The 23,403-nt window shown below is 48.5% G+C and carries 24 protein-coding genes; 23 read left to right on the top strand and 1 reads right to left on the bottom strand.

The features are described 5' to 3' along the window. Positions 1–14 precede the first annotated feature (14 nt). The 10 genes from KPC83_RS04215 (at position 15) to rsfS (ending at position 8,843) form a co-directional block, all read left to right on the top strand. Positions 15–1,202 carry an FtsW/RodA/SpoVE family cell cycle protein gene (locus KPC83_RS04215; RefSeq protein WP_216278026.1) on the top strand — a complete coding sequence of 396 codons (1,188 nt, stop codon included), beginning with the start codon at positions 15–17 and terminating at the stop codon, positions 1,200–1,202. 37 nt (positions 1,203–1,239) lie between these two features. Further along, entirely contained in the window at positions 1,240–2,127 is an 888-nt protein-coding gene (locus tag KPC83_RS04210) for a hypothetical protein (protein ID WP_216278025.1), read from the top strand. Positions 2,128–2,131: 4 nt separating this feature from the next. After that, positions 2,132–4,012 carry a TIGR03960 family B12-binding radical SAM protein gene (locus tag KPC83_RS04205; RefSeq protein ID WP_216278024.1) on the top strand — a complete coding sequence of 627 codons (1,881 nt, stop codon included), beginning with the start codon at positions 2,132–2,134 and terminating at the stop codon, positions 4,010–4,012. Beyond that, complete coding sequence (locus KPC83_RS04200) at positions 4,009–4,794, top strand: TIGR03936 family radical SAM-associated protein (protein ID WP_216278023.1); 786 nt, start codon at positions 4,009–4,011, stop codon at positions 4,792–4,794. The genes KPC83_RS04205 and KPC83_RS04200 overlap by 4 nt, the downstream gene beginning before the upstream one ends. 128 nt (positions 4,795–4,922) lie before the next feature. Beyond that, positions 4,923–5,291 (top strand): 50S ribosomal protein L21, encoded by a 369-nt coding sequence (gene rplU, locus KPC83_RS04195; protein ID WP_216278022.1) that lies wholly within the window; start codon positions 4,923–4,925, stop codon positions 5,289–5,291. Between the two features lie 25 nt (positions 5,292–5,316). Continuing rightward, positions 5,317–5,571, top strand: a complete 255-nt coding sequence (gene rpmA, locus KPC83_RS04190) for a 50S ribosomal protein L27 (RefSeq protein WP_216278021.1) — start codon at positions 5,317–5,319, stop codon at positions 5,569–5,571. Between the two features lie 125 nt (positions 5,572–5,696). Then, a complete protein-coding gene (gene obgE, locus KPC83_RS04185) occupies positions 5,697–7,106 on the top strand; it encodes a GTPase ObgE (protein WP_216278020.1) in 1,410 nt (469 codons plus the stop codon). After that, positions 7,103–7,765, top strand: a complete 663-nt coding sequence (gene nadD / locus KPC83_RS04180; RefSeq protein ID WP_216278019.1) for a nicotinate-nucleotide adenylyltransferase — start codon at positions 7,103–7,105, stop codon at positions 7,763–7,765. Before obgE ends, nadD begins: the two co-directional genes overlap by 4 nt. Then, positions 7,740–8,405, top strand: a complete 666-nt coding sequence (gene yqeK / locus KPC83_RS04175) for a bis(5'-nucleosyl)-tetraphosphatase (symmetrical) YqeK (RefSeq protein WP_253201035.1) — start codon at positions 7,740–7,742, stop codon at positions 8,403–8,405. The genes nadD and yqeK overlap by 26 nt, the downstream gene beginning before the upstream one ends. A gap of 12 nt (positions 8,406–8,417) precedes the next feature. Continuing rightward, positions 8,418–8,843 (top strand): ribosome silencing factor, encoded by a 426-nt coding sequence (gene rsfS / locus KPC83_RS04170; protein ID WP_253200867.1) that lies wholly within the window; start codon positions 8,418–8,420, stop codon positions 8,841–8,843. Between the two features lie 27 nt (positions 8,844–8,870). Here the strand turns inward: rsfS and dinB are convergent, their stop codons facing one another. Further along, on the bottom strand, positions 8,871–10,142 hold the full coding sequence (gene dinB / locus KPC83_RS04165; RefSeq protein ID WP_216278018.1) for a DNA polymerase IV: 1,272 nt from the start codon (positions 10,140–10,142) through the stop codon (positions 8,871–8,873). 200 nt (positions 10,143–10,342) lie between these two features. On the opposite strand from dinB, the gene rpsP reads away from it, so the two are divergent. From rpsP to dprA, 13 genes are all read left to right on the top strand, one after another. Continuing rightward, positions 10,343–10,690, top strand: a complete 348-nt coding sequence (gene rpsP / locus KPC83_RS04160) for a 30S ribosomal protein S16 (RefSeq protein WP_216278017.1) — start codon at positions 10,343–10,345, stop codon at positions 10,688–10,690. A 5-nt stretch (positions 10,691–10,695) separates the two neighbouring features. Next, entirely contained in the window at positions 10,696–10,989 is a 294-nt protein-coding gene (locus KPC83_RS04155; protein WP_253200866.1) for a KH domain-containing protein, read from the top strand. 4 nt (positions 10,990–10,993) lie between these two features. Beyond that, a complete protein-coding gene (gene rimM / locus KPC83_RS04150; protein ID WP_216278016.1) occupies positions 10,994–11,524 on the top strand; it encodes a ribosome maturation factor RimM in 531 nt (176 codons plus the stop codon). Then, positions 11,518–12,288: a tRNA (guanosine(37)-N1)-methyltransferase TrmD gene (gene trmD / locus KPC83_RS04145; protein WP_216278015.1), complete on the top strand. Its 771-nt coding sequence runs from the start codon at positions 11,518–11,520 to the stop codon at positions 12,286–12,288. The genes rimM and trmD overlap by 7 nt, the downstream gene beginning before the upstream one ends. A gap of 3 nt (positions 12,289–12,291) precedes the next feature. Beyond that, the gene (lepB, locus tag KPC83_RS04140; RefSeq protein WP_216278014.1) at positions 12,292–12,855 is read left to right on the top strand and encodes a signal peptidase I; all 564 of its coding nucleotides are present in this window, start codon (positions 12,292–12,294) and stop codon (positions 12,853–12,855) included. A gap of 69 nt (positions 12,856–12,924) precedes the next feature. Continuing rightward, a complete protein-coding gene (locus KPC83_RS04135; RefSeq protein ID WP_216278013.1) occupies positions 12,925–13,818 on the top strand; it encodes a glycine--tRNA ligase subunit alpha in 894 nt (297 codons plus the stop codon). A gap of 17 nt (positions 13,819–13,835) precedes the next feature. After that, positions 13,836–15,929, top strand: coding sequence for a glycine--tRNA ligase subunit beta (glyS, locus tag KPC83_RS04130; protein WP_216278012.1), 2,094 nt, complete (start codon positions 13,836–13,838; stop codon positions 15,927–15,929). Between the two features lie 288 nt (positions 15,930–16,217). Next, entirely contained in the window at positions 16,218–18,980 is a 2,763-nt protein-coding gene (ppdK, locus tag KPC83_RS04125; protein WP_216278011.1) for a pyruvate, phosphate dikinase, read from the top strand. A gap of 123 nt (positions 18,981–19,103) precedes the next feature. Continuing rightward, the gene (gene rplS / locus KPC83_RS04120) at positions 19,104–19,445 is read left to right on the top strand and encodes a 50S ribosomal protein L19 (RefSeq protein WP_216278010.1); all 342 of its coding nucleotides are present in this window, start codon (positions 19,104–19,106) and stop codon (positions 19,443–19,445) included. 73 nt (positions 19,446–19,518) lie between these two features. Beyond that, entirely contained in the window at positions 19,519–20,298 is a 780-nt protein-coding gene (locus tag KPC83_RS04115; protein WP_216278009.1) for a ribonuclease HII, read from the top strand. A gap of 165 nt (positions 20,299–20,463) precedes the next feature. After that, positions 20,464–20,943 (top strand): YraN family protein, encoded by a 480-nt coding sequence (locus KPC83_RS04110; RefSeq protein ID WP_216278008.1) that lies wholly within the window; start codon positions 20,464–20,466, stop codon positions 20,941–20,943. Beyond that, on the top strand, positions 20,940–22,466 hold the full coding sequence (locus tag KPC83_RS04105) for a YifB family Mg chelatase-like AAA ATPase (protein WP_216278007.1): 1,527 nt from the start codon (positions 20,940–20,942) through the stop codon (positions 22,464–22,466). The genes KPC83_RS04110 and KPC83_RS04105 overlap by 4 nt, the downstream gene beginning before the upstream one ends. Then, a complete protein-coding gene (dprA, locus tag KPC83_RS04100) occupies positions 22,456–23,388 on the top strand; it encodes a DNA-processing protein DprA (protein WP_216278006.1) in 933 nt (310 codons plus the stop codon). Before KPC83_RS04105 ends, dprA begins: the two co-directional genes overlap by 11 nt. The last annotated feature ends 15 nt before the right edge of the window (positions 23,389–23,403 follow it).

Here is a 23,403-nt window from a genome sequence, read left to right as displayed (position 1 = left end):
GGGGGGGTTAGAATATGAAACAAGATGCACGACGCATACAGCAGGTCAATAAAAAACGTAGCTCAGCGCAGACGGGATTGAACGCTATTATCAATATACCGTTGCTTATGGCGGCCTTGATGCTGATTGCTTATGGAGCATTAACCGTTTGGACCGCCTCACTCTCCATTGCTGAAGCCTCATTCCCACGTCAGCTCTTGGGTATTGCTCTTGGTTTGATTGCTGGTACCTTCACAGCGCGTGTCGACTACCGGCGATTTGAAAACCTATCAACAATGCTGCTCGTTATTGACCTCATTGTTATTTTTTCACCTTATATACCTGGTCTTTCGTATCGCGCGAATGGCTTAACAGGATGGATTAAAATCCCGGGTATTGGTCTTACCTATCAGCCGGTCGAGCTGGCAAAACTTATAACTGCCATATTTATGGCAGGTTTAGCTGCGCAATTCCATGGCAAGATTGAATCAATTCGTGACTATATTCGCCTTTGTGCGATGCTTGCGATGCCTTTTTTCGCCATTATTGCGGCGGGTGACCTTGGTAGCGGACTTGTCGTCTTTGTCGGCGGGGTTGTTATTATCTGTATGAGTGGACCTAAAAAAGAATGGGTCTTGGCAACAATTGCTCTTATCATCGGTCTCGTGTCTTTGCTTTTGTCCCTTGATTCGGTGTTAGACGGTCTGCTTGGTCATGATGTGTTGCTTAAACAGTATCAGATGAATCGCTTGCTTGTCTTTCTTAATCCTGATGCTGATAGTTCTGGAGCAGGATATAACCTCAAACAGTCCTTAATTGCGGTAGGTTCTGGGGGCTTTTTTGGAAAAGGTATCGGTAGTGCATCGCAGTCGGGTCACGGCTTTTTGCCTGAAGCGCAGACCGACTTTATCTTTGCGCTCCTTTCAGAGACCTTTGGCTTTATGGGCGCAAGCTTGCTTATCTTGCTCTATGCACTCCTCATCTTCTCCGCTATTCGTATTGTTCATAAGAGCGATAATCTTTTTCTCAAGCTGGTGGGTTCTGGCATCATAGGCATGTGGACCTTTCAGATTTTTGAAAATATAGGCATGTGTATTGGACTTATGCCAATCACGGGTATCCCGCTTCCATTTATCAGTTTTGGTTCAAGTTCAATGATTATGCAGTGTGCAACTGTTGGTATTATGCAATCAATCTGGCGTCATAAAAGTAAGCCCGCCTAGCATGTGCACTATTTTTGACAGCTTTGAAAGGATGGCTATGGGATTTCCGCTCAATAGTTTGACCAAGCTCATTAAGCTTGGATTTTCTGCCAAAAAAGAGGCGGATAGTTCTGTGCGCATTAGTGTTGTTGTTGACACCAGCGCTGATGAAGCACTAGTTCAATGTATGCGCCGTATATTGGTTCCTGAGACAATCTCAGGGCTCGTTCGTGTTGAGCGCTTACGTAGTGATATATCGCTCAAAACCGATACCGATTTAGTTTTGGTGCTCACTGGCGGCTCAGAAGAGCTTGAGGAGGTCGTGCAAAAACTTGTAATTTGTGGAGCACCTCTTATGGTACTTGCCACGCATGCCAATCAAGTTCCGTTTATTCATGGGGATACACCTGTGCTGGGTCTTCGTGCTCATGAAGACCCTCAGCAACTCATTGCTCCCTTAGCACACTGGATACAGGCGCGCACCGATAAACCAGCGGCTTTTGCGGCAAACTTTTCTTTTATGCGCTCGGCTGCTTCTCAGCACCTGATTCAGCAAACCGCCTTGGCAAATGTTGCAACTGGTGCCCTCGTCTTTATTCCGGGAGCAGACTTTCCTGTAATGACAGCGGCGCAGCTGAGTATGCTTTTGCAACTTGCCATGATTCACAATAAACCCTTGCACGCCGAGCGCGGATACGAGGCTGCTTTTGTTGTATTGAGTGGTTTTATAATTCGTATGATTATACGGCAATTCAAACCGTATGCCGGCAAAGCAAGCTTTGTGCTCAAAGGACTTGGCGGCGGGATAGGTACGCTTCTGATAGGCGAGCTTATATGTTTTGTCTACCGTCGAGACCTTGATTATAGCCGCGCAAACCAAGCGCTTGGATCACTAGCTAAACAAACAAGGCATCTCTTGATAGCGCGTTCTGAGCAGGTGCACTAGCAATATGTCGCGTGTAGTCTATGAAGATTGCTTTGCCGATCTTGAGCCTTTGTTAGCTCTGATTGAAAAACCGAGTCGCTACATTAACCATGAGTGGGGCTGTTTGAGCAAAGCTGAGGCTGATTATCGGTGTTGTCTTATCTACCCTGATGTCTATGAGGTGGGTCTACCCAACCAGGGCATCGCTATTTTGTATAACATTCTCAATCAACAGGAAGGCATTTCTTGTGAGCGCAGCTATGTTCCCTGGGTTGATATGGCAGACGCTATGCGCGCATCAGGGGTTCCGCTGCTTTCGCTTGAGGGCGCCGCACCTGTTGCATCGTTTGATATAGTTGGTCTTCATATTCCTCATGAAATGGCTATGACTAACTTCTTGGAATTGCTTGACCTTGCTGGTATTCCTTTGCATGCAGATGAGCGTACCCTCGATGACCCCTTAATTATTGCAGGGGGTCCATCTGTTTATAACCCAGAGCCGCTGGTTCCTTTTATCGATGCCTTTTTGATAGGCGAGGGGGAGGAGTCCATCGTTGAAGTGTGCCGCGCACATCAGAGGCTTCGTGATGCTGGCGTAAGTCGAAAAGAGATGTTGCGCGCTTTAGCAGATGTACCTGGCACTTATGTTCCGAGTCTGTATGAAGTTGTCCATGATGAATCTTCTACTGTACATGGCTATGTTGTTCCACGCTCTGGTGTTGATGTGCCTCGCCGTGTCTATAAGCGTGTCGTTAAGGATTTTGGTGCTACCGAGGCTCTTACTCAGTCGGTTGTGCCTTATGCGCAGCTAATCCATGATAGGCTGTCAATTGAAATCTTGCGTGGTTGCGCACGTGGCTGTCGCTTCTGCCAGGCAGGTATTACCTATCGTCCCGTGCGTGAGCGTACGCCTGACCAAATTGTCGCTGCTGCCTCCCAGGGCCTTACACGCATGGGCTACGATGAAATCTCGCTTACATCGCTTTCTACAACTGATCACTCACAGTGTCGGCATATTTTGCGCCGTCTGAATCGTCGTCTTGAGGGCACCGGCACGTCGGTGTCAATCCCTTCGCAACGTCTTGATTCTTTTGGTGTTGATATGGCGCTTGAAGTGGCGGGCGATAAAAAAGGCGGTCTCACCTTTGCTCCTGAAGCAGGTAGCCAGCGCCTTCGCGATGTCATCAACAAAAATGTTTCAGAAGAGGACTTATTTCGCGCTGCTGAAGCGGCTTATCAGGCAGGCTGGAATCGTATGAAGCTCTATTTTATGATGGGGCTTCCCACCGAGACTGATGAGGATGTAGTTGCCATTGCAAAGCTTGCCGATGAAGTGTTAGAGCGCGGGCGAGCATGTGTTGAGAAAGCGCGGCGCGGTAGTATCTCGGTCTCCATTTCGGTATCGGTTTTTATACCTAAATCACATACACCTTTTCAGTGGTGTGCCCAGCTAGACTATGATGAGGTGCGCCGCCGTCAAAAGTTGTTGGTAACAAGTGTTAAGAACCGTGCGGTGCGTGTTCATTATCACGATGCTTCGACCTCTCTTATTGAAGCGGTTGTTTCGCGTATGGGACGCGATGCAGCTCCACTCATTGAGCGTGCCTGGGAGCTTGGCCAACGCTTTGATGCTTGGTCTGAGCATTTTCATTTGGATGTATGGGAGCGGGCTGCGCGTGAGTTAGGTCTTGATTTGTATGCAATTGCACATACCCCATTTCCACTTGATGCCCGACTTCCGTGGGAACACGTGAGCCCAGGGGTATCGGCAGGTTTTCTCAAGCGGGAGTATCGTCGAGCTCTAGCAGGCATAACAACCGATGACTGCACCATGACGTCGTGCACTGGGTGTGGAATTTGTCAAAAACTGGGTGTTGACAATGTCTTGGTGGGTGAGCGTGCATGAGTGAGCCAGCATCAATGAATAACAAAACTGGATTATTTAAGTTGCGTGTCTGCTATCAAAAAATGGGACGCCTATCCTATCTCGGGCATCTTGAAGTTATTAATACGCTTGATCGTGTCATTCGTCGGGCAGGTTTGCCTTATGCGGTTACACAGGGTTATTCACCTCATATGCGCATTGGTTTTTCAAGCGCCTTGCCGGTGGGAACTGCTTCAAAAAAAGAGTACTATGATGTCGTGCTTACAGAATATCGTAAGCTTGACGAGGTACTGCGCCTACTAAAAGCATCATGTCATCCTGATTTAGCACCGAGTCGTGCGGCATACATCGCAATGAAAACTCCCAATCTTGGTGCATCTCTTACACGCATGCGCTACGAGATTCGTATTCGTGAGCATAGTAATATGTCTTATTCGATAGAGCAGCTTGATGAGGCGTTTAAGAAAGTTTGCGCGCGCAAGGAGCTTGTCTATCAACGTGGTGCCAAAATAAAGACGCTCAGTCTTGAACGCACACTTATTTCATTTGAATTTGATAGGCTCAATGCCCAGCACCTGCTTCTTAGCCTTGACTGTCATGCCGATAATGAAGGCTCGCTCAGACCTGAGCTTGTTGTGGCGGCCCTTGATAATGAGCTTGATGACGGTGATAAACCGATTATATCAAGTGCTATTCAGCAATTATCTTCATTTGAAACATACTGGCCCATGCGAACAGAACAGTATATTGAAGCTGCTGATGGAGGGCTTATCGACCCGCTTGATGCGTCTCTTGACATATAATCCATCCTGCTAATTCGCAGATGTTGTGCGCACGCAGCGAAAACTCATGAATTAGGTGTTGACGCAGGTACCTGCATACTGTTACCATGTTCGGCTGTTGCACTACCTGATGCATGAAGGGCAAAGACATGTACGCAATCGTTCAAACTGGCGGCAAGCAGTATAAAGTCGCCGCCGATGATGTTCTCACCGTCGAAAAGCTTGAGGGCGAGGTTGGCGCTTCTGTAGAGCTTCCCGTTCTTTTCTTAAATGACGGCAAGAAGATCGTCGCAGATCCTGCCAAGCTTGCAAAGGCTAAGGTTACTGCTGAGATCGTCAAGCATTTCAAGGGCGAGAAGCAGCTCGTCTACAAGTTTAAGAAGCGCAAGCGCTATCATAAGCTTAATGGTCATCGTCAGAACTTGACCTCCATTAAGATTACGAAGGTACAGGCAAGCAGCCGTGCTTCAAAAAAGACCGTAAGTGACGCGGAGCAAGCAGCTCCTGCCGCCGAATAAGCGACCATAGAAAAGAGGTTTTCCGATGGCACATAAGAAAGGTCTGGGTTCCTCCCGCAATGGCCGTGACTCCCGTGGACAGCGACTGGGCACCAAGCGCTATGATGGTCAGACCGTAAAGGCCGGAGAAGTACTTGTTCGTCAAAACGGTACTCACATTCATCCGGGCGCAAATGTTGGTCGCGGCAAGGATGATACCCTGTTTGCTCTCGTGGCGGGCAAGGTTAAATTTACACGTGGGCTTAAGCATCGTGTAAATGTCTATCCTACTGAGGCTTAGGTTTTCAATCCCTTCATCTGCATACTTATGCTGGAGACCCTCGGATATCCGGGGGTCTCTTTTGATATGCTGCTAGTCTATAGATAAAAGGCACTAAGCTTGTTGCTTAAATCAGGAAGGACGCTATGTCGCAGTTTACCGATATGTGTCGGATTAACGTACGCGGTGGAGACGGTGGCGCAGGCTGCATGTCATTCAGACGCGAAGCATATACCCCAAAAGGGGGACCTGATGGGGGAGACGGCGGTCATGGCGGCAATGTCATTGTCGAAGCTGATGCTCAGCTCTCGTCGCTTATTGACTACCGATTTAAGCATCATTTTCGAGCTGAGCGTGGCACCCATGGACAAGGTGCTAAGCGTGATGGACGTGCAGGAGAAGACCTAATCCTTAAGGTGCCGGTTGGAACGGTGATTTGGGAGCTTGACCCTAATACCATGGAGCATGTTGAAATGCTTGCCGATTTGGTACATGCTGGCGAGCGCATTGTAGTAGCTCCAGGTGGTCATGGTGGACGCGGAAATCCACATTTTGTTTCGTCGGTGCGGCGTGCACCTGCATTTGCTGAAAAGGGAGAGCCTGCGCGGGAGCACTGGATTGAGCTTGAGCTAAAGCTTATGGCTGATGCGGCATTAGTTGGTTTTCCAAGTGTGGGAAAAAGCTCGCTTATTGCGCGGATGAGTGCCGCTCGACCAAAGATTGCTGATTATCCCTTTACTACCTTGGTACCAAATCTTGGTATGGTGCGCGTTCAGGATAAATCGTTTGTTGTTGCTGATGTACCAGGCCTTATTGAGGGGGCAAGCCAAGGAAAAGGACTCGGACATCAGTTTTTACGACATATTGAGCGTACGGCACTTATCATGCACGTTATTGATATTACCGGCGGGTTTGAAGCACGTGATCCGGTGAGTGATTATCACATCATTAACCAGGAATTGCGCGCCTTCGCGCCTGAGCTTGCAGACCGTCCTCAGATTGTTGTAGCAAATAAGTGTGATACACCTCACATGACTGACCGTATAGCTCAGCTCAGGCGTGTTGTTGCAGCGGACGGACATCTCTTTTTTGCCGTATCTGCACTCACCGGAGCTGGACTTCCAAGCTTTTTAGCTGCAACCGCCGAGCAGGTATATCAGGAGCGCCTCGCACTTGCCGAAGCGCCACAAAAGCTTGATTCAATATCGACCGAACAGCTAGAACAGCGCCGCCATAAGCGCGAGCGCCATTTTGATATTTCGCGCGAAGAGGCACATGCCTGGCGTGTGCGTGGCGTGGGCATTGAGCGGGTGGTCATGCAGACGGATTGGGACAACGAAGAAGCGGTTGTTTATCTCCAACATCGTTTTGCTCGTATAGGTCTTGATAAAGCACTTGAAAAGGCAGGTGTCGTTGCGGGGGATGAAATCCGCATTATGGAAGTGGCCTTTAATTATGAGGGGGCTGAGATTAGCGAGGAGTCTGAGTTGTCTTCTGAAGATTTAGCAGAGCTATCACAGCTTCGTGATACAACAACTCAGGCAGAAATACTATGAGTGCGCGTGAGCCACAGGCGCTGCCTCCGCTTGGGTTAGATGCTACACAGCAATACCGCTTGGGCATTATGGGTGGTACTTTTGATCCTATACATTATGGACATCTGGTAACCGCTGAGCAGGCACGAGAAGCGTGCAAGCTTGATTTAGTGCTTTTTATGCCTGCAGGAACCCCTGCATTCAAAAATGCTGCAGAGGTTTCAAGTGGTGAAGATCGCTATGCGATGTGCGTGTTGGCAACGGCTGCAAATCCACATTTTCGCGTGAGTCGTTTTGAGATTGACAGGTCAGGAACGAGCTACACCGTTGATACCCTTCGCTATCTCAGAGCGTATTATCCTCAAAACGTTGAGCTCTATTTTATTACCGGTGCTGATGCTATTCTTGATATCTTGTCTTGGCACGAAGCTGAAGCGCTTGCAAAGCTGACCACCTTTATTGCGGCAACACGTCCAGGATATGATATACATACGGCGCAAGAGCGCCTTGTAGCAAGCGGAGTTCCGCTGGCTATTCGCTATATCGAAATACCTGCACTCGCCATTTCATCAACCAATTTGCGTGAGCGTGTACGCAACCAATCGAGCATTAGCTATCTTACGTCGCAGTCGGTAGCAGGCTATATTGAAAAAAATGAACTGTATCGGCGGGGTGTGTGAGAGTTTGTTGATAGATATGTTTGATAACGCCTGTTTCACTCAGCAGCAAGTGGCTATTCTCAATCAGATAGACACTGATGTAGCTTGTGCATTGCAACAACTACCACGCCGCTATGAGCATTCGGTTCGTGTGGCAAAAACTGCCTATAAGCTTGCTGAAACCTATCAAGTGGATACATTTCAGGCTGTGGCTGCTGGCTTGTTACATGACATATATAAGGCGCTTCCGGCAGAAGAGTTGCTTTTGCGCGCAGAGCAGCACGAGCTCCCCTGGAAAGGCTCACTCACTCATGCAATACCGCTTTTGCACGGGCCGCTTGCGGCACTTGAGATGCCAAGCCGCTATCCAGAGCTAGACGCAGCTATTTTTAAAGCAATTGCTCGACACACGATTGCGGATACTGATATGTCTGAGCTTGATATGGTACTTTTTTGTGCCGATGCTCTCGAGCCGGCTCGTCAGGGAGATTTTATTCATGAGCTGCGAACACAGGTGGGTATAAGCTCGCTAAATAAGTTATTTTTTGATTGTTTTGCTGTAGGTATTAGCTATGTTATACAAAGCCGACGCTATCTCTATTCTGATGCCATTAGCATTTATAATCATTACGTTAATCAGCTGCAAAGATTAGATAGCTAGCGAAAGGATTATATGGATACCTTCATGCAAGAACAACTTGATAACGACGAAAATACATCTATGGATAGATTACCAGCCTCAACTTCGCAGGCTGGAATTTCTGCCGAGACACTTGCGCGCACCGCAGCCGAGGCTCTTTCAAACAAAAAGGCTGAAGATATTTGTGTGCTCAATCTCACGCAACTATCTGATGTTTGTGACTACTTTGTTATTGCTACCGGTCTTAATTCTCGCCAGCTCGATGCTATGATTGATGAGACTGAAGAAGTTATTAAACAAGAGCTTGGGGAACATCCCCTTGCTATTGAAGGACGTGCTGAGGGCACCTGGGTATTACTTGACTATGGCTCGGTTCTCATTCATATCTTTACTCCTGAGACACGCGAGTACTATCAGCTTGAGGCGCTTTGGGGAGATGCTGAGCGTTTAGCGCTTTAGCTGATTGAAACATATGTTGAGCATATGTTATTTATCTGATGGTGTGTGTTTGTCTGGATGAGTAAAATGCCGCTCGCGTCCATACCCAAGCACGTGGTTACCAAAGCGTTCATGGAGCGCATCAATAGCAAGGCTGAGGTTTCGTTGATTCTTGCCAGGAGTGGCGCTATCGAGGCTGTTGAGTATGTTTTGCTGCTCAAGCCTATGGTCAAAATGGGTCATACCAATACCTGCCAGCCTGACAGGTGTGCCTGGTATCCAGAGTTTTGAAAGCAGTTTTAGGACCTCTGGCATAAACTCATGCTCATTGTCGCTGGGTGCGCTTAGTTGCATGCTTGCGGTATGAAGGTCTCGATTGCCCCATTTTAGCTTGAGGGTAATGGTGGTGCCACAGAGGCACTTTTTTCGCAGACGACGACCGAGCTCAGCTCCAAGTATCTCGAGGGCAGCATGAAGCTCAACTTCGGTAGTAAGGTCTTGTGCATAGGTGCGCTCACAACTCACTGATTTTACCGGTGCATAATCGTCCAGCGCTCTGACCTGACTTTGTTCCACGCCGCGTGCTCGGTTTTGCATGCGCTTGGCAGAACTCCCAAAGATTGGTACCAAATCACGCACATCTGCTCTTCCAAGTTGGCCAAGCGTAGTAATACCAAGCTGTCTGAGCGAGCGATACGACGACGATCCAATGCCGCTGAGAGCACGCACAGGTAGGGGTTCGAGAAAACTTTGCTCGGTACCTGGAGCTACGAGTGTGATGCCGTTTGGTTTGTCGCGCTCGCTTGCAATTTTTGCAATAGTTTTTGAGGTTCCAAGTCCAATCGAGCAACTAATTCCTAGCTCTGCGACGCGTCGCGAGATACGCTTAACAATCTCAACGGGGTTTTCTGACGAAAAGCGACCAGGGCTTATGTCAAAAAACGCCTCGTCAATAGACACTTGTTCAAGATATGGTGTTTCATCGGCCACGATACTCATCACCTGCCGACTAAGTGCGCGATACCTCTCAAAATGGCCGTGCGTCCAGATGGCATGCGGACACAAGCGTTTTGCTTGTGCGCTTGGCATGGCAGAATGAACGCCAAAAGCTCGTGCCTCGTATGAGGCAGTTGAGACAACACCGTGCATCTGTGGATTTCCACCCACGATAACAGGCTTGCCGCGCCATTCCGGATGGTCAAGTTGCTCCACACTTGCAAAAAAAGCATCAAGGTCTAATAAACCTATGGCAGGACCGTTCCATTCACCAAAAAAGGCATCAAGCACATGCTGTAAATCGTATGTATGTTCGCTTTTCATGATTTCAGTATAGCGAAGAGCCTAGACATAGGTAAATATAATCGTTGACCTTTATGAAAATCATGACTAAGATGTGTGCTGCGCTCGGTTCACTCATTTTCTGCTCCCGTGGGACTTCACCTGTCCCAGCCGATAGCGTATTATGGTTCGATGTTTGTTTATCCGTGCAGCAGCATGCTGTCAAGATGGAGGAGTTTGCATTGGCAGTAAAGATTCGCCTTGCCCGTCATGGCTCAAAGAAGCGTCCGTATTATCGTGTTGTTGTTGCAGACGCTCGTTCACCGCGCGATGGTCGTCTGATTGAGGAGGTTGGCCGCTATAATCCGCTAACCACCCCTAAAACTATTGACCTTGACCTCGAAAAGATTGAGGCTTGGCAGGGTAAGGGCGCACAACTTACCGATGCTGTAGCTGCATTGGTACGCGCTGCTCAAGCAGGCGAGAAGGCTTCTGTGGAGCCTAAGAAATCAAAGAAGCAGCTTGCAAAAGAGGCTGAGGCTGCCAAGGCTGCTGCCGAAGCTGCTGCGTCTGAGGGTGCTGAGGAGTAGTTCTCGTGTCTTCAGAACCCATCATTGATATCGACGCTACTGGCGAGGAGGTACTCTTATCAGATCGCATTGCAGATTTGGTTGAGTACTTGGTTGTGAGCATTGTTGATGATGTAGATGCACTACGCCTTGAGGTTATCGATGAAGCACAGTCTTCTACGATTGAGATTAGTGTTGCAGAAGATGACATTGCTAAACTCATTGGTCGTCAGGGTCGTACTATCAAAGCTATTCGTACCCTTGCCCGTGCACTTGCCGCCCGCTTGGGCACCACGGTCGAGGTAGAGGTTTTGGGCTAGTTTCTTGTCGGCACGCTATCAAAATGTTGCCCGCGTCATGCGCACACATGGCACGAAAGGGGAAGTTGTCGTAGCACCACTACGAGGACTTCCTTTTTGCTTATTTGAAGGCATGACAATTGCTCTGACACCACCTTCGTTTGATGTACCGCGTTGGTTTGTGCTTGACCGAATACGTGGTCAGCAAGACAGTGAGGCAATCGTTTTACTGCAAGGTGTTGACTCAATACAAGGTGCAAGCGTTCTGGTAAACAAGACGATATTAGTTGCCCGCTCAGACATCCATATCTCTGATACACAGTTTGCCTTTGAGCAGCTCATTGGACGCAGCGTTCAGGATAGGTCTGGTACTGAAATAGGTCAGATAACCGAGATTCTTGAAAGCCCTGCTCATCCCATTTGGGTTATTTTTCAAGAGGGAGGCCAAGAGTTGTTACTGCCGCAAGTTGATGCTTTTGTTCCACATATTCCTGTAGCCGGTCCGATTTCTGTGCATGTTCCAGCTGGCCTGATGGCAGATGATGGCTCATGTTAATTGATGCACTTTCGGTCTTTCCTGAGGTATTTAACTCATATATGGATGCCTCTATCATGGGTCGCGCACAGGCTCAGGGGCATCTCCGTTTTCGGAGCTTTGATTTGCGAAGGTGGACCTATGATCGCCATCATAGTGTTGATGATGAACCCTATGGTGGTGGTGCTGGTATGCTTATGAAAGTTGAACCACTTGCAGAAGCTATTCGTTCACTTTCATCAGAGCCTGAACTCCCTCGTCCTCATGTTATTTTTTTCACCCCAACGGGTACGCCTTTTTGTCAAGCAAGCGCCGCCCGACTTGCTACAAAAAAGCGGCTCCTTATGGTTTGTGGGCGCTATGAGGGCATTGATGAGCGCGCATTTAGCTTTGCTGATGAGCTTATTTCTTTGGGAGATTATGTTTTGACCGGAGGAGAGCTGGCGGCGCTTGTGGTGAGTGATGCGGTTGTTCGATTATTGCCAGGTGTACTTGGTGATGATATGAGTTCGGTGGATGAGTCTTTTTCTCCTGAGAATGCAGGCGGTTTGCTTGAATATGAGCAATATACGCGCCCAGCAGATTTTGAGGGTCAAGCTGTGCCTGAGGTTTTACTTAGTGGTAATCATGCTCATATACGTGCTTGGCGGCGGCAAAATGCGCTTGAGCGCACGCTTCGTTGGCGGCCTGACTTACTTGAACATGCTGAGCTTTCTGATGAGGAGCGCCGCTATATAAGAGAGTATTATTTGTCGCACCAACCCGAGCGTAAGGAACGTGAATAAGCTATGTCAACATCACAAGACAAAACACTTTTCAAAAATATCCTAGAGTGGTTTATTGTTATTGCTATTGGGTTGCTTGCAGCCTTGCTTATTCGCGAGTTTGTGGTGACCCCTTTTACCGTTCCTACTGGCTCAATGATTCCAACCATTCAAATCGGTGACAATATCTTTGCTCAAAAACTATCTCTTGAATTGGGACAGGCGGTAACACCGGGAGATATTGCGGTGTTCAAAAATCCTAATATGAGCTCTGACCATGAAATTCTTGTAAAGCGTGTTATTGCAGTTGCAGGTCAGACTATTGATTTTCAAGATGGCAAACTCCTCATTGATGGCAAAGAATCTAGCGAACACTACACTCAAGGACTCAGTTTTCCGCTGGCACAAACTACCCCTGGTATTGCTATAAGCTACCCATATACCGTCCCTCAAGGACATGTTTGGATGATGGGGGATAACCGTGAAGATTCAGCCGATTCACGCTATTTTGGACCGGTTGCCACAGAAAACCTTATCGGGCTTGCCGTTTTTCGTTATTGGCCTCTTAATCGGGCGGGACTTCTCTAGGTACACAAAAACAAATGCGGTAGTATGAATCCTTGTGAGAACGATTGATATGAGAAAGGTTGCACCCCTATGGCAGCATCGCCTTTGAGTTTTCAAGATATGATTTTAGCCCTCGAACACTACTGGTCTGCGCAAGGCTGCACGGTTATGCAGCCCTACGATTCTGAGGTAGGTGCAGGTACGTTTCATACGGCAACGCTTCTTCGCTCATTGGGTCCCAAAGCATGGGCAGCTTGCTACCCACAACCTTCACGTCGCCCGGCTGATGGTCGCTATGGCGAAAATCCTAATCGTTTGCAACACTATTATCAGTTTCAGGTCTTAATCAAACCTAGTCCTAAAAACGCCCAAGAGCTCTATTTAGGCTCACTTGCAGCGCTTGGTCTTGACCCTGCTCAACACGATGTACGTTTTGTTGAAGATGACTGGGAAAGCCCAACACTTGGTGCTTGGGGCCTTGGTTGGGAGGTTTGGCTTGATGGTATGGAGGTCACTCAGTTTACCTATTTTCAGCAAGTAGGTGGCATTGAGTGTGACCCAATTCCTGTTGAGATTACATATGGCCTCGAGCGTATTGCAATGTATGCGCAAAATGTTACCAGCGTATATGATCTAGTTTGGTCAACCGCTCCTGACGGCACGGTAATGACCTACGGAGATGTGTTTCTTGAGAATGAACGTGAGTTTTCAGCCTACAATTTTGAGCTTGCCAACATTGATATGATGCGCAATAAATTTGACGATTACGAGCGCGAATGTCATGCATGTCTTGATGCGGGGCTCCCGTTGCCGGGATATGATTGCGTGCTTAAGTGTAGCCATGCATTTAATTTGCTTGACAGCCGTGGAGCACTTTCTGCAACAGAGCGCGCGGCCTATATTCTTCGCGTGCGCACTCTCGCAAAGGCCGCCTGCGAAAGCTACCTTGAGCACGTAGCTCATGCTAGCACCAGCCAACAATAGAGACGTAAGGTTAGACTATGGTAGAGACAAAACCGGTTCTTTTTGAACTTGGCGTTGAAGAAATGCCATCGGCTCCTCTTATAAACGCCGAGCGCCAGTTTGCAAAACTTATCGAAGAAGGTCTAAAGCAGCTTAGCTTGACCTTTGATGCGCTTGAGGTGATTTCAAGCCCGCGTCGCCTTGCGATTCTTATTCAAAACCTTGCAACGAGCACCCCTGAAGTTCATGAAACGCTTCGGGGGCCAAAGACCAGTATCGCCTTTGACGAAGCAGGAAATCCTACCCGAGCCGCTCAAGGCTTTGCAAAAAAACTTGGTTTACGTGCAGATGAGCTTGTGCGGCGTTGCGATAGCGATGGACATGAGTATGTTTTTGCTGAGCGTCATCTTGCTGCTCGTCCTGCGCTCCCTTTGCTTAAAGAGCTATTTGAGCAAACAATTCACCAGCTTGAATGGCCTAATTATCGCTCTCAGCGCTGGGGTACCACAAAGGAAAGCTTTGTTCGCCCAGTGCGCTGGATTTGTGCGCTTTTGGGCGCAGAAATTATCCCTGTTGAGTTTGCAGGGCTTTGTGCAGGTGATGTTACCTATGGACACCGTGTGTTGGGACCAGGTGCGCATAAGGTTAGCTCTCCGGAGGCATACCTTTCCGTACTTGAAGCTGCATCGGTATATCCGGCTTCTGTGCGTGCAGAACGTATACGCGCAGGCATTGCTGAGATTGAGCGCGCGCTCCAGGTGCGTGTTGATACGCCTCAGCGTGTTTTTGATGAGGTTGTTAATCTTTGTGAGTGTCCTGATGTGTTAGTAGGGCATTTCGATGAGAGTTTTCTTGAAGTTCCACATGAGATTATTTGCGAATCCATGTTATCTAACCAGCGCTATTTTCCGTGCTATGACTTAGACGGAAATCTAAGCTCTGCCTTTGTTATTGTATCGAATGCTGACCCCACAGTTGCACCTACGGTTATCGATGGAAATGAGCGCGTAGTACGTGCCCGACTCTCAGACGCGCAGTTCTTCTATGAAGAGGACCTCAAAGTATCGCTTGATAGTTTTCGCGAGCGCCTACATCGCGTGGGATTCCATCAAAAGCTTGGTAGTGTGTTGGCAAAGTCTGAGCGTATTGAAGACCTTACGCTTGCGCTTACACATGAAGCACGTGTGGGTGCCAAAGTTGCTGCCGCAGCAGCGCGTGCTGCGCATTTGTGCAAAGCAGATTTGGTGAGTAATGCGGTTGTTGAATTTACGAGTCAGCAAGGTGTCATGGGCGCATATTATGCTTTGGCTGCAGGGGAGGGCGAGGACGTAGCTGAGGGCATACGTGATCAGTATCGGCCTCGTTTTGCAGGAGATGAGCTGCCAGCAGGACTTTGCGGGGCACTTGTTGCTGTTGCCGATAAGCTAGACACCATTGTGGGAATGTTTGTCATCGGTGAGCCTCCCACTGGCTCTAAGGACCCATATGCATTACGCCGTGCAGCTATTGGTGTCATCCATATTATGCGTGAGCGTTTTGCCATTGACTTGAAACCGCTCATTCAGGCATCGCTTGAATCCTATAGTGCTCAAGGCATTACCTGTGATATTGCTGCAACAGAGGCTGAGCTCATGCAGTTTTTCTTGGGTCGTATGCAACAAATTGCCCGCGATGAGGGAATTGCTGCTGATACCGTTGCAGCAGTGTCTACAATTAGCCTGCTAAATCCTCAAGACTATTTTGCACGTGCGCATGCGCTTGAAGATGCGCGTGCACACGATGGCCAGGGTTTCAATGATTTGGCTACAGCTTTTGCGCGTGCCGCACATCTTGCAAATGCAGACCTTGGCATTAACGTTGATATGCAGCTGTGCACCCCTGCCGAGCACGCGCTTATGCAAGCAATTGAGGGCGCTGAGACGAGGCTTAACGAGTGTCTTCATGCCAAGGATTATGTGGCAGCTCTCAGCTGCCTCTCAGAGCTTCGCGAACCCATTGATGCCTTCTTTGATGCGGTCATGGTTATGGATGAAGACGAGGCGATACGTTCTAACCGTTTGCGTCTTCTTAATCGCTTTACCTCACTTTTTACCGGCATTGCTAATCTTGCCGAGATGGGAAAACGAGCCTAAAGCTCCTAGAGCCTCTTTGAAGGCTTGAGGATAAATATTGTTTTGTGTATGGCGTATAAATGCAGCTAGTGCATAGAGCTCTAGCTGCACTTTGTGAGAACTGGTATCTACATAAGGTAACCACATACGTGACCGCTCACGGGCGATTTTTAACCGGTCACATACTATCTATAAAATGCAAACAATTATTATTGTTCATTCTTTATATAGTGCCATCAGAGCTCGTATTTGCGAGCTTTTATACATTTCTGAGGTGAAGTGCACATCTTCACACGGAAGGAGACCATGATGGCCGCCAAGCAATATGTGTATCGATTTGGACCTGATGAGCACGGAGTTGATTGTACTGAAGGAGGGGCAGATGATGCGTGGTGTCTTGGAGGAAAAGGTGCCAATCTTGCCGAAATGGCACGCATGGGGCTTCCGGTACCTGCTGGTTTTACAATCACCTGTCAAACCTGCGTTTCATATTCAGAACAGGGAGTATGGCCAGCTGGCTCGTTAGATGAAATACAAGCTGCTATCACCGACCTTGAACGGCGGAGTCAAAAGCGCTTGGGTAACCCAGAAAACCCTCTGCTTGTGTCAGTGCGCTCAGGAGCTCCTATTTCTATGCCAGGGATGATGGATACCGTTCTTAATGTGGGGCTTAACCCTGAGACTGTAGCGGGTTTGGCAACGCTCACCAATAATTTGCGCTTTGCATGGGATTCCTATCGTCGCTTTATACAAATGTTTTCCAATGTTGTGTTGGGCATACCGCTTAATCTTTTTGAAGACGCTCTTGCGGATGCCCGCGAACAAGCAGGTGTCGCCTCTGATGCTGAGCTCAAAACTGAGCAGTTGCAGGCGCTTGTTGTGCGCTATCTCGAGATTTTTGATCAGGCAATCTCATATCAAACACGTGCATACCTTGAGACACAAACAGGGTCAGCATCATTTCCCACCTCAGCTACTGACCAGGTGCTTTTGGCTATTCAGGCGGTATTTGCAAGCTGGGATAATGAGCGAGCACGTCTCTATCGCAAGCAATACAATATTTCTGATGCACTCGGTACCGCTGTAAATGTACAGGCGATGGTCTTTGGCAATCGAGGTATGCACTCTGCAACTGGTGTTGCCTTTACACGCAATCCTGCAACAGGCATACATGAGCCCTATGGTGATTATCTCATTAATGCCCAAGGTGAAGATGTGGTTGCAGGGATTCGTAATACCTGTTCAATCTCCAATCTTAAAAACGTACCAGAACTTGCAAAGCCCGCGCGTGAGCTCTATCAAACACTTGACGTGTTAGAACAACACTATCGAGATATGTGTGATATTGAATTTACCATTGAGTGCAAAAAACTATGGATGCTTCAAACGCGTATTGGTAAACGTAGTGCTCAAGCTGCCTTAAAGATTGCAGTTGATATGGTGCAAGAAGGCATACTTACGCGTGAGGAGGCCATCCTTCGTCTTGAACCTCAACAGCTTGACCAAGTTCTCCATCCGCATTTTGACCCTAGCCACCAAATTGCGGCGCTGGCGTATGGCCTTAATGCATCCCCTGGTGCTGCAGTGGGCGAGATTGTCTTTAGCTCTGATGACGCAGTAGCACGTGTTAAAGCGGGTTACAAAACAATACTGGTGCGCCCAGAAACCAATCCAGACGATTTTTGCGGTATGAGTGTTGCGGAGGGTATTCTAACGAGTCATGGCGGTAAGACGAGCCACGCTGCTGTTATCGCTCGAGGCATGGGTACGCCTTGCGTGTGTGGCGCTGAGGCATTGCATATTGATATTGACAATAAGCTTATTCGTGTTGCGGGAACGTCTATTGAACTTCATGAGGGAGATGTTATCTCCATTGATGGAAATAGCGGAGCTGTGGTTCAAGGTCCTCTGCCTCTTATCGAAAGCACTATGACTCCTGAGCTGATTGAGGTACTTCGCTGGGCAGATGAAATTCGTTTATCGCCGCCTTCAGGTAAGCCGGCTCATGTACGAGCAAATGCTGATACTCCAGCTGATGGGGCGCTGGCACTAAAGTTTGGAGCAGAAGCGATAGGACTATGTCGAACAGAGCATATGTTTTTAGGGGAGCGCAAAGAAATCATTCAGACCTTTATTGTGAATGATTCTCCTCACGCACAAGCTCAGGCTCTCAAGCAGCTGTTAGCTGTGCAAACTGACGATTTTTATCACATGCTAAAAATTATGAATGGACGCCCTGTTGTCATTCGCCTCATTGACCCGCCGCTTCACGAATTTGTCGATGACCCCCGAATGCTTGCACTTCAACTTGCGGCGCTTGAAGGTGAGGGTGGACACTCAGAAGAAATTGCTGCTATGCAAACGCGGCTTCGCCGCATTGATAGCTTGAGTGAGGTTAACCCCATGCTCGGTCTTCGCGGGGTGCGTCTGTCATTTGTCTATCCAGATTTGGCGCACATGCAGGTGCGCGCTATTGTTGAGGCAACGGCTCGGCTGGTTCAGGAAGGTTTTGACCCCAAACCCGAAATTATGATTCCACTCGTTTCGCTCTTGAGTGAGCACGTTCACATGCGCCGTGTTATAGAAGAGCTCATAGCTACCATAGAGCAACAGCGTGGCATTTCTCTTGATATTCCTATTGGTACCATGATTGAGCTTCCGCGCGCATGTTTTATTGCAGGAGATATTGCTCGCTACGCTGACTTTTTCTGCTTTGGTACAAATGACCTCACGCAAACGAGCTTTGGTTTTTCACGTGATGATGCAGAAGGTAAATTTATTCCCCTCTATCTTCAACAGGGCTTGATGGATACAAATCCTTTTGAGCACATTGATGAGGTTGTGTTGAACTTGGTTGAGATGGCGCATGAGCAGGGGATAGATGTAAATCCTCATATACATACTGGAGTCTGCGGCGAGCATGGTGGTGACCCAGCAAGTATTGTGCAGTTCTTTAATGAGGCGCAGCTTGACTACGTAAGTTGTTCACCGTATCGTGTGCCGGTAGCAAGACTAGCGGCTGCACAGGCGGTGCTTCAGCGTGCGGGCACGTTCACTGCGGAGAAGTCGTGATATTTTGCATGAACGAATCTGATTCTTGACCCATGCACCAGCACATCCCTATAATAGCAACGTTTGTTCAAACTATGTGCCGGCGTACGCGTGCGGCACCTCTGGAAGAGTGAGGAACTATACATGGACTTCATCCGCGCAATTGAGCGTCAGCAAATCCGGGAAGACATTCCCCAGGTTCGTGTTGGCGACAATGTCAAAGTGCACTATCGCATTAAGGAGGGCGAGCGCGAGCGTATCCAGGTATTTCAGGGTGACGTTATCCGCATGAGTGGTGCTGGTGCCCGCGAGACCTTTACGGTTCGTAAGCTTTCTTTTGGTGTTGGTGTTGAGCGTACCTTCCCGCTGCATAGCCCTAAGATTGCTGAGTTGCAGGTTGTGCGTCATGGTCGTGTACGTCGTGCTAAGCTTTACTATCTTCGTGATAAGGTGGGTAAGGCAGCTCGTATTCCCGAGAAGCGCTAAAGACATTTGCTTACTGAAAATCTTGAGGGTCGCCGTGTGCGGCCCTTTTTTGTGAGCTAAAAATGAGGTAATCATGGCACATACGCACACAGCATCAGCAGTAATCGCCGAGCTTAATTCGGCACCCCTTGAGGTAGTTCCTGAGCTTGTTGCCCTGTTTAGAGATGATCCGAGAAGCTCAGTGCAAAAGGCCTGCCAGCGTGCTCTGCGTCGAATCGAGCGCGCACAGCTTGAGTCAGAACGTGTTCATGGACTCTATCTCGATATGCTTGAGCTTGGTGGTGAAGGTATCGTTTTGGGTGTTGATGAGGTTGGACGCGGCTCACTTGCAGGACCTCTTACCGTGTGTGCTCTGCAACTTCCACACGCTCCTGAGATTCAAGGCTTAAACGATTCAAAAAAACTGAGTCCACAACAACGAAGCGTTTTATCGGCGCAAATCCTTGAATTAGCTGATGCAGTTGGGATATGTCATATTGAGCCTGCAGATATTGATGCGCAGGGTATCACGCAATCTTTGCGCCGTGCAGTTGTTGGCGCAATTGCAGATACTGGTGTCAATCCCGACTGTGTGCTTATGGATGGCAACCCGCTCGGCGCCCATGAGCGCGAGCGTAATGTGGTTCATGGGGACGCTCGAGTTGCTTGTATTGCTGCGGCAAGCATTGTTGCAAAAGTTGCTCGTGATGAGCTCATGATTGAACTGGATAAGGTGTATCCGGGCTATTTCTTAGCAGAATCCAAGGGTTATGCGTCACCCCAACATATCAAGGCAATTCAAGAGAAGGGTTTAAGCCCTCTGCACCGTGTAAGTTTCTGTGGAAACTTTCTTCAAAACCTGTCGTTATTCTGAGGAGAGCTTTTGTAGTGAGCGTCTAGCGATGATGCTTATGAGCTGGGGAAAGTAGAAAACGAAGAGTTTTGTATGAGTTTCAAGCAAGACATGTTGCAGATAATACGAGATTTGGGCTAGAAATCATGATGGATACTCCGCTCACCTAAGTTGAGAGGAGATTCTATGAGCCCGACACGACACACCCAGCTGTATTATTCAGAACTCATACACGAGACAGCTGCATCAGCTGACAAGCCGTCTTGCCCCAGTTTATATGCGAGTCTTACGCGAAAAGAATTAGGCGTACTCGGGGAAGATATTGCTGCCGCTCATCTTATAAGCCAAGGTATGGAGATAATTGAGCGCAATTATCGATGCAGCGAGGGTGAGGCAGATATTGTTGCTTTCGACCCAGCTGATGAGCTTGTTGTCCTTGTTGAGGTTAAGACGCGTCGTTGTATACAACAAGATGAAATCTATGCCGAAGAAAGTGTTACTGCACAAAAACGCAGGCGGTATCGCAGGATTGCTGGGTGTTACATGATGGAGCATTACCCCATACCTGCTATTCGTTTTGATGTTATTGGCGTTAGCATTACTCCAGATGGCACCTACGACGTTCATTATATTCCTCAAGCCTTTGGATGGGATGCAGAGATATGAGTTGCACTCAGGAGATTTCCTTTGCTGTGCACGCTGCTTGTTTAAGAGGAATTGATGCAGTGCCTGTGACCGTTGAAGTTTCGCTTTCAGGTGGAATACCGGGTATGTGTATTGTGGGGCTCGGCGATGCTGCTGTTTTAGATGCACGGGTGCGTATTCGTTCTGCATTGCGCGCAGGCGGCTATGACATGCCTCGAAAAAATATCACCATCAACTTGTCTCCTGGTGATGTGCGAAAAACGGGAACTGGTTTTGACCTCCCGATTCTCATTGCGATTCTGGCAATTACTCATCAAATCCCGCGAGAAGCTCTGGATGAAAAGATGTTCTGCGGTGAGCTTGCGCTTGATGGAAGCGTACATTCGGTTAAAGGTGATATTGCCTATGCTTTACTCGCACGTGATATGGGGCTTCAGCTGGTGCGTGGGCAGGGGAGCGACCACGTTGATATTGACGAGTTACCGTGTGCGGAAATACATCATATTGCATCACTTCGAGAGGGGATTACTGAGGCAATTCGTCCGATAATGCACACACAAGCCTCTGCCACATCTGCGCCTGTTCCGGATTTTTCTGAGGTCATTGGACAGGAAATGGCTAAACGGTGTCTAGCCATTGCGGCTGCTGGCAATCACGGCATGCTCATGGTAGGTCCCCCAGGAGCTGGAAAGACCATGCTTGCACGCCGCATGACATCCTTGCTGCCTCCTATACAGGCATCAGCGTATTGGGAAGCCCTGCGTATTCATTCGGTTGTGGGAGAAAATACTGCGGGGATTATCGCGGGCATTCGACCTTTTCGCAGTCCTCATCATAGTATTTCATCGGCAGGCCTCGTGGGCGGTGGGCGACCAGTGCGCCCCGGTGAGGTGAGCCTGGCACACGGTGGCGTGCTCTTTTTAGATGAACTTGCCGAGTTTCCTCAGTCTATTCTTCAGTTACTCCGCCAACCGCTTGAAGAAGGTTGTCTCAGAATTGTTCGTGTCGATGGTGTCTTTAGCTTTCCTGCTCGTTTTCAGCTTTTGGCAGCCAGCAATCCGTGTCCTTGCGGTTATTTAGGTGATCGCGATGTTCCCTGCTCATGTCAGCATCATGCTGTTGAGCGCTATCAAGCAAAGCTTGCAGGACCTCTTATTGACCGTATTGACATCACGCTTGATATTCATCGACCCAATCCTCAGCTTATTGTTGAAGGGGCAGAGGGGCTTTCAACTCATGATTTGTCTATGTTAGTTGAGAGAGCTGTTTATTTTGCCGCTTGGCGAAAAGCCCATAATCCTGAGGCGGAAGTACTAACGAAAAGACCTGGTATCGATGGGCTTGCAAAAGCATTTCAACTTGATAGAGATGGCACACAGGCGCTTGTTGGCGTTGCTTCTCGCAATCACCTAACAGGGCGCGGGATTATGCGCCTTTGCCGGGTGGCACGAACTATAGCTGATATGGATGAATCAGAGGCAGTTTCAACTCAACATCTTCTGGAAAGTGCAATGTATCAAGGAAGGATGGGCAATGTCATCTGACTATCCACGCCATGAGTTAGCTATCAGTGATGAAACCTATCCAAGCTCAGTACGCGACCTTATGGACGCCCCGCCTGTCTTGTATGTACGTGGTAATGTTGATGTTTTGCACGAGGCAGGACTTGCTATTGTAGGCGCACGACTGGCAACGCCCTATGGTATTGCTATTGCTGAAATGGCGGCACGTGTAGCTGCAGAATCAAACATAGTTGTAATCTCAGGTGGTGCCCGTGGGTGTGACTGCGCTGCTGGATTAGCAGCGCTTAAAGCAGGAGGAAAGCACATTGCAGTGTTGGGATGTGGGGCAGATGTTGTGTATCCACGTTCGTCGCGCAGACTCTTTGACCAAACACTTGAGCAAGGTGGCGCCATTGTGTCACTTGACCCGTGGGGGCAAGAACCACGACGTTGGGCTTTTCCTCGGCGAAATAGAATAATTGCTGCACTTGCAAAAGCACTGCTTGTTACTGAGGCTGGTATGCCTTCGGGCACGTTTACCACTGCTGAAGCAGCTATTGAGCTAGAGCGTGAATTGCTTGCAGTTCCAGGTTCGATTTTGTCAAAACTGTCACGAGGTAGCAATTATCTTATTGCAACTGGTGCTACCTGCATAGCCGATGAAGATGACCTTGAGATGGCCATTTCGCGTATTTTTGAGGTGCTTCGCTTTTCTCGTCCCACATCTCAAACAACTGCACAGGGTACACAAGCAATACATCGGCTCATGGAGGCTCTTATTGCAAGTCCTTTGCATATAGAAGAAGTTGCTCAGATACTATCTCAAGATGTACAAGCAAGTTTATTGGTAGTATCTGAGCTTATGGTGCAAGGCGTGTGCGAGCGTCTGCTTGATGGACGTATATCGCTTACAACGTGTGCTCTTCACGCGCAGGGACACATCAGTCACAATAGTTTTAAGTGAACAAGAACATGAGGA

Origin of the sequence: Collinsella sp. zg1085 (assembly GCF_018889955.1) — a bacterium.
Taxonomy (GTDB): domain Bacteria; phylum Actinomycetota; class Coriobacteriia; order Coriobacteriales; family Coriobacteriaceae; genus Collinsella.
Note: the sequence above shows the minus strand (reverse complement) of the source record. Positions and strands in the feature narration are given on the sequence as shown.

Coding starts and splice junctions, on each gene's coding strand:
- KPC83_RS04215 (WP_216278026.1), top strand. CDS start 15: ATGAAACAAGATGCACGACGCATACAGCAGGTCAATAAAAAACGTAGC.
- KPC83_RS04210 (WP_216278025.1), top strand. CDS start 1,240: ATGGGATTTCCGCTCAATAGTTTGACCAAGCTCATTAAGCTTGGATTT.
- KPC83_RS04205 (WP_216278024.1), top strand. CDS start 2,132: ATGTCGCGTGTAGTCTATGAAGATTGCTTTGCCGATCTTGAGCCTTTG.
- KPC83_RS04200 (WP_216278023.1), top strand. CDS start 4,009: ATGAGTGAGCCAGCATCAATGAATAACAAAACTGGATTATTTAAGTTG.
- rplU (WP_216278022.1), top strand. CDS start 4,923: ATGTACGCAATCGTTCAAACTGGCGGCAAGCAGTATAAAGTCGCCGCC.
- rpmA (WP_216278021.1), top strand. CDS start 5,317: ATGGCACATAAGAAAGGTCTGGGTTCCTCCCGCAATGGCCGTGACTCC.
- obgE (WP_216278020.1), top strand. CDS start 5,697: ATGTCGCAGTTTACCGATATGTGTCGGATTAACGTACGCGGTGGAGAC.
- nadD (WP_216278019.1), top strand. CDS start 7,103: ATGAGTGCGCGTGAGCCACAGGCGCTGCCTCCGCTTGGGTTAGATGCT.
- yqeK (WP_253201035.1), top strand. CDS start 7,740: ATGAACTGTATCGGCGGGGTGTGTGAGAGTTTGTTGATAGATATGTTT.
- rsfS (WP_253200867.1), top strand. CDS start 8,418: ATGGATACCTTCATGCAAGAACAACTTGATAACGACGAAAATACATCT.
- dinB (WP_216278018.1), bottom strand. CDS start 10,142: ATGAAAAGCGAACATACATACGATTTACAGCATGTGCTTGATGCCTTT.
- trmD (WP_216278015.1), top strand. CDS start 11,518: ATGTTAATTGATGCACTTTCGGTCTTTCCTGAGGTATTTAACTCATAT.
- lepB (WP_216278014.1), top strand. CDS start 12,292: ATGTCAACATCACAAGACAAAACACTTTTCAAAAATATCCTAGAGTGG.
- KPC83_RS04135 (WP_216278013.1), top strand. CDS start 12,925: ATGGCAGCATCGCCTTTGAGTTTTCAAGATATGATTTTAGCCCTCGAA.
- glyS (WP_216278012.1), top strand. CDS start 13,836: ATGGTAGAGACAAAACCGGTTCTTTTTGAACTTGGCGTTGAAGAAATG.
- ppdK (WP_216278011.1), top strand. CDS start 16,218: ATGGCCGCCAAGCAATATGTGTATCGATTTGGACCTGATGAGCACGGA.
- rplS (WP_216278010.1), top strand. CDS start 19,104: ATGGACTTCATCCGCGCAATTGAGCGTCAGCAAATCCGGGAAGACATT.
- KPC83_RS04115 (WP_216278009.1), top strand. CDS start 19,519: ATGGCACATACGCACACAGCATCAGCAGTAATCGCCGAGCTTAATTCG.
- KPC83_RS04110 (WP_216278008.1), top strand. CDS start 20,464: ATGAGCCCGACACGACACACCCAGCTGTATTATTCAGAACTCATACAC.
- KPC83_RS04105 (WP_216278007.1), top strand. CDS start 20,940: ATGAGTTGCACTCAGGAGATTTCCTTTGCTGTGCACGCTGCTTGTTTA.
- dprA (WP_216278006.1), top strand. CDS start 22,456: ATGTCATCTGACTATCCACGCCATGAGTTAGCTATCAGTGATGAAACC.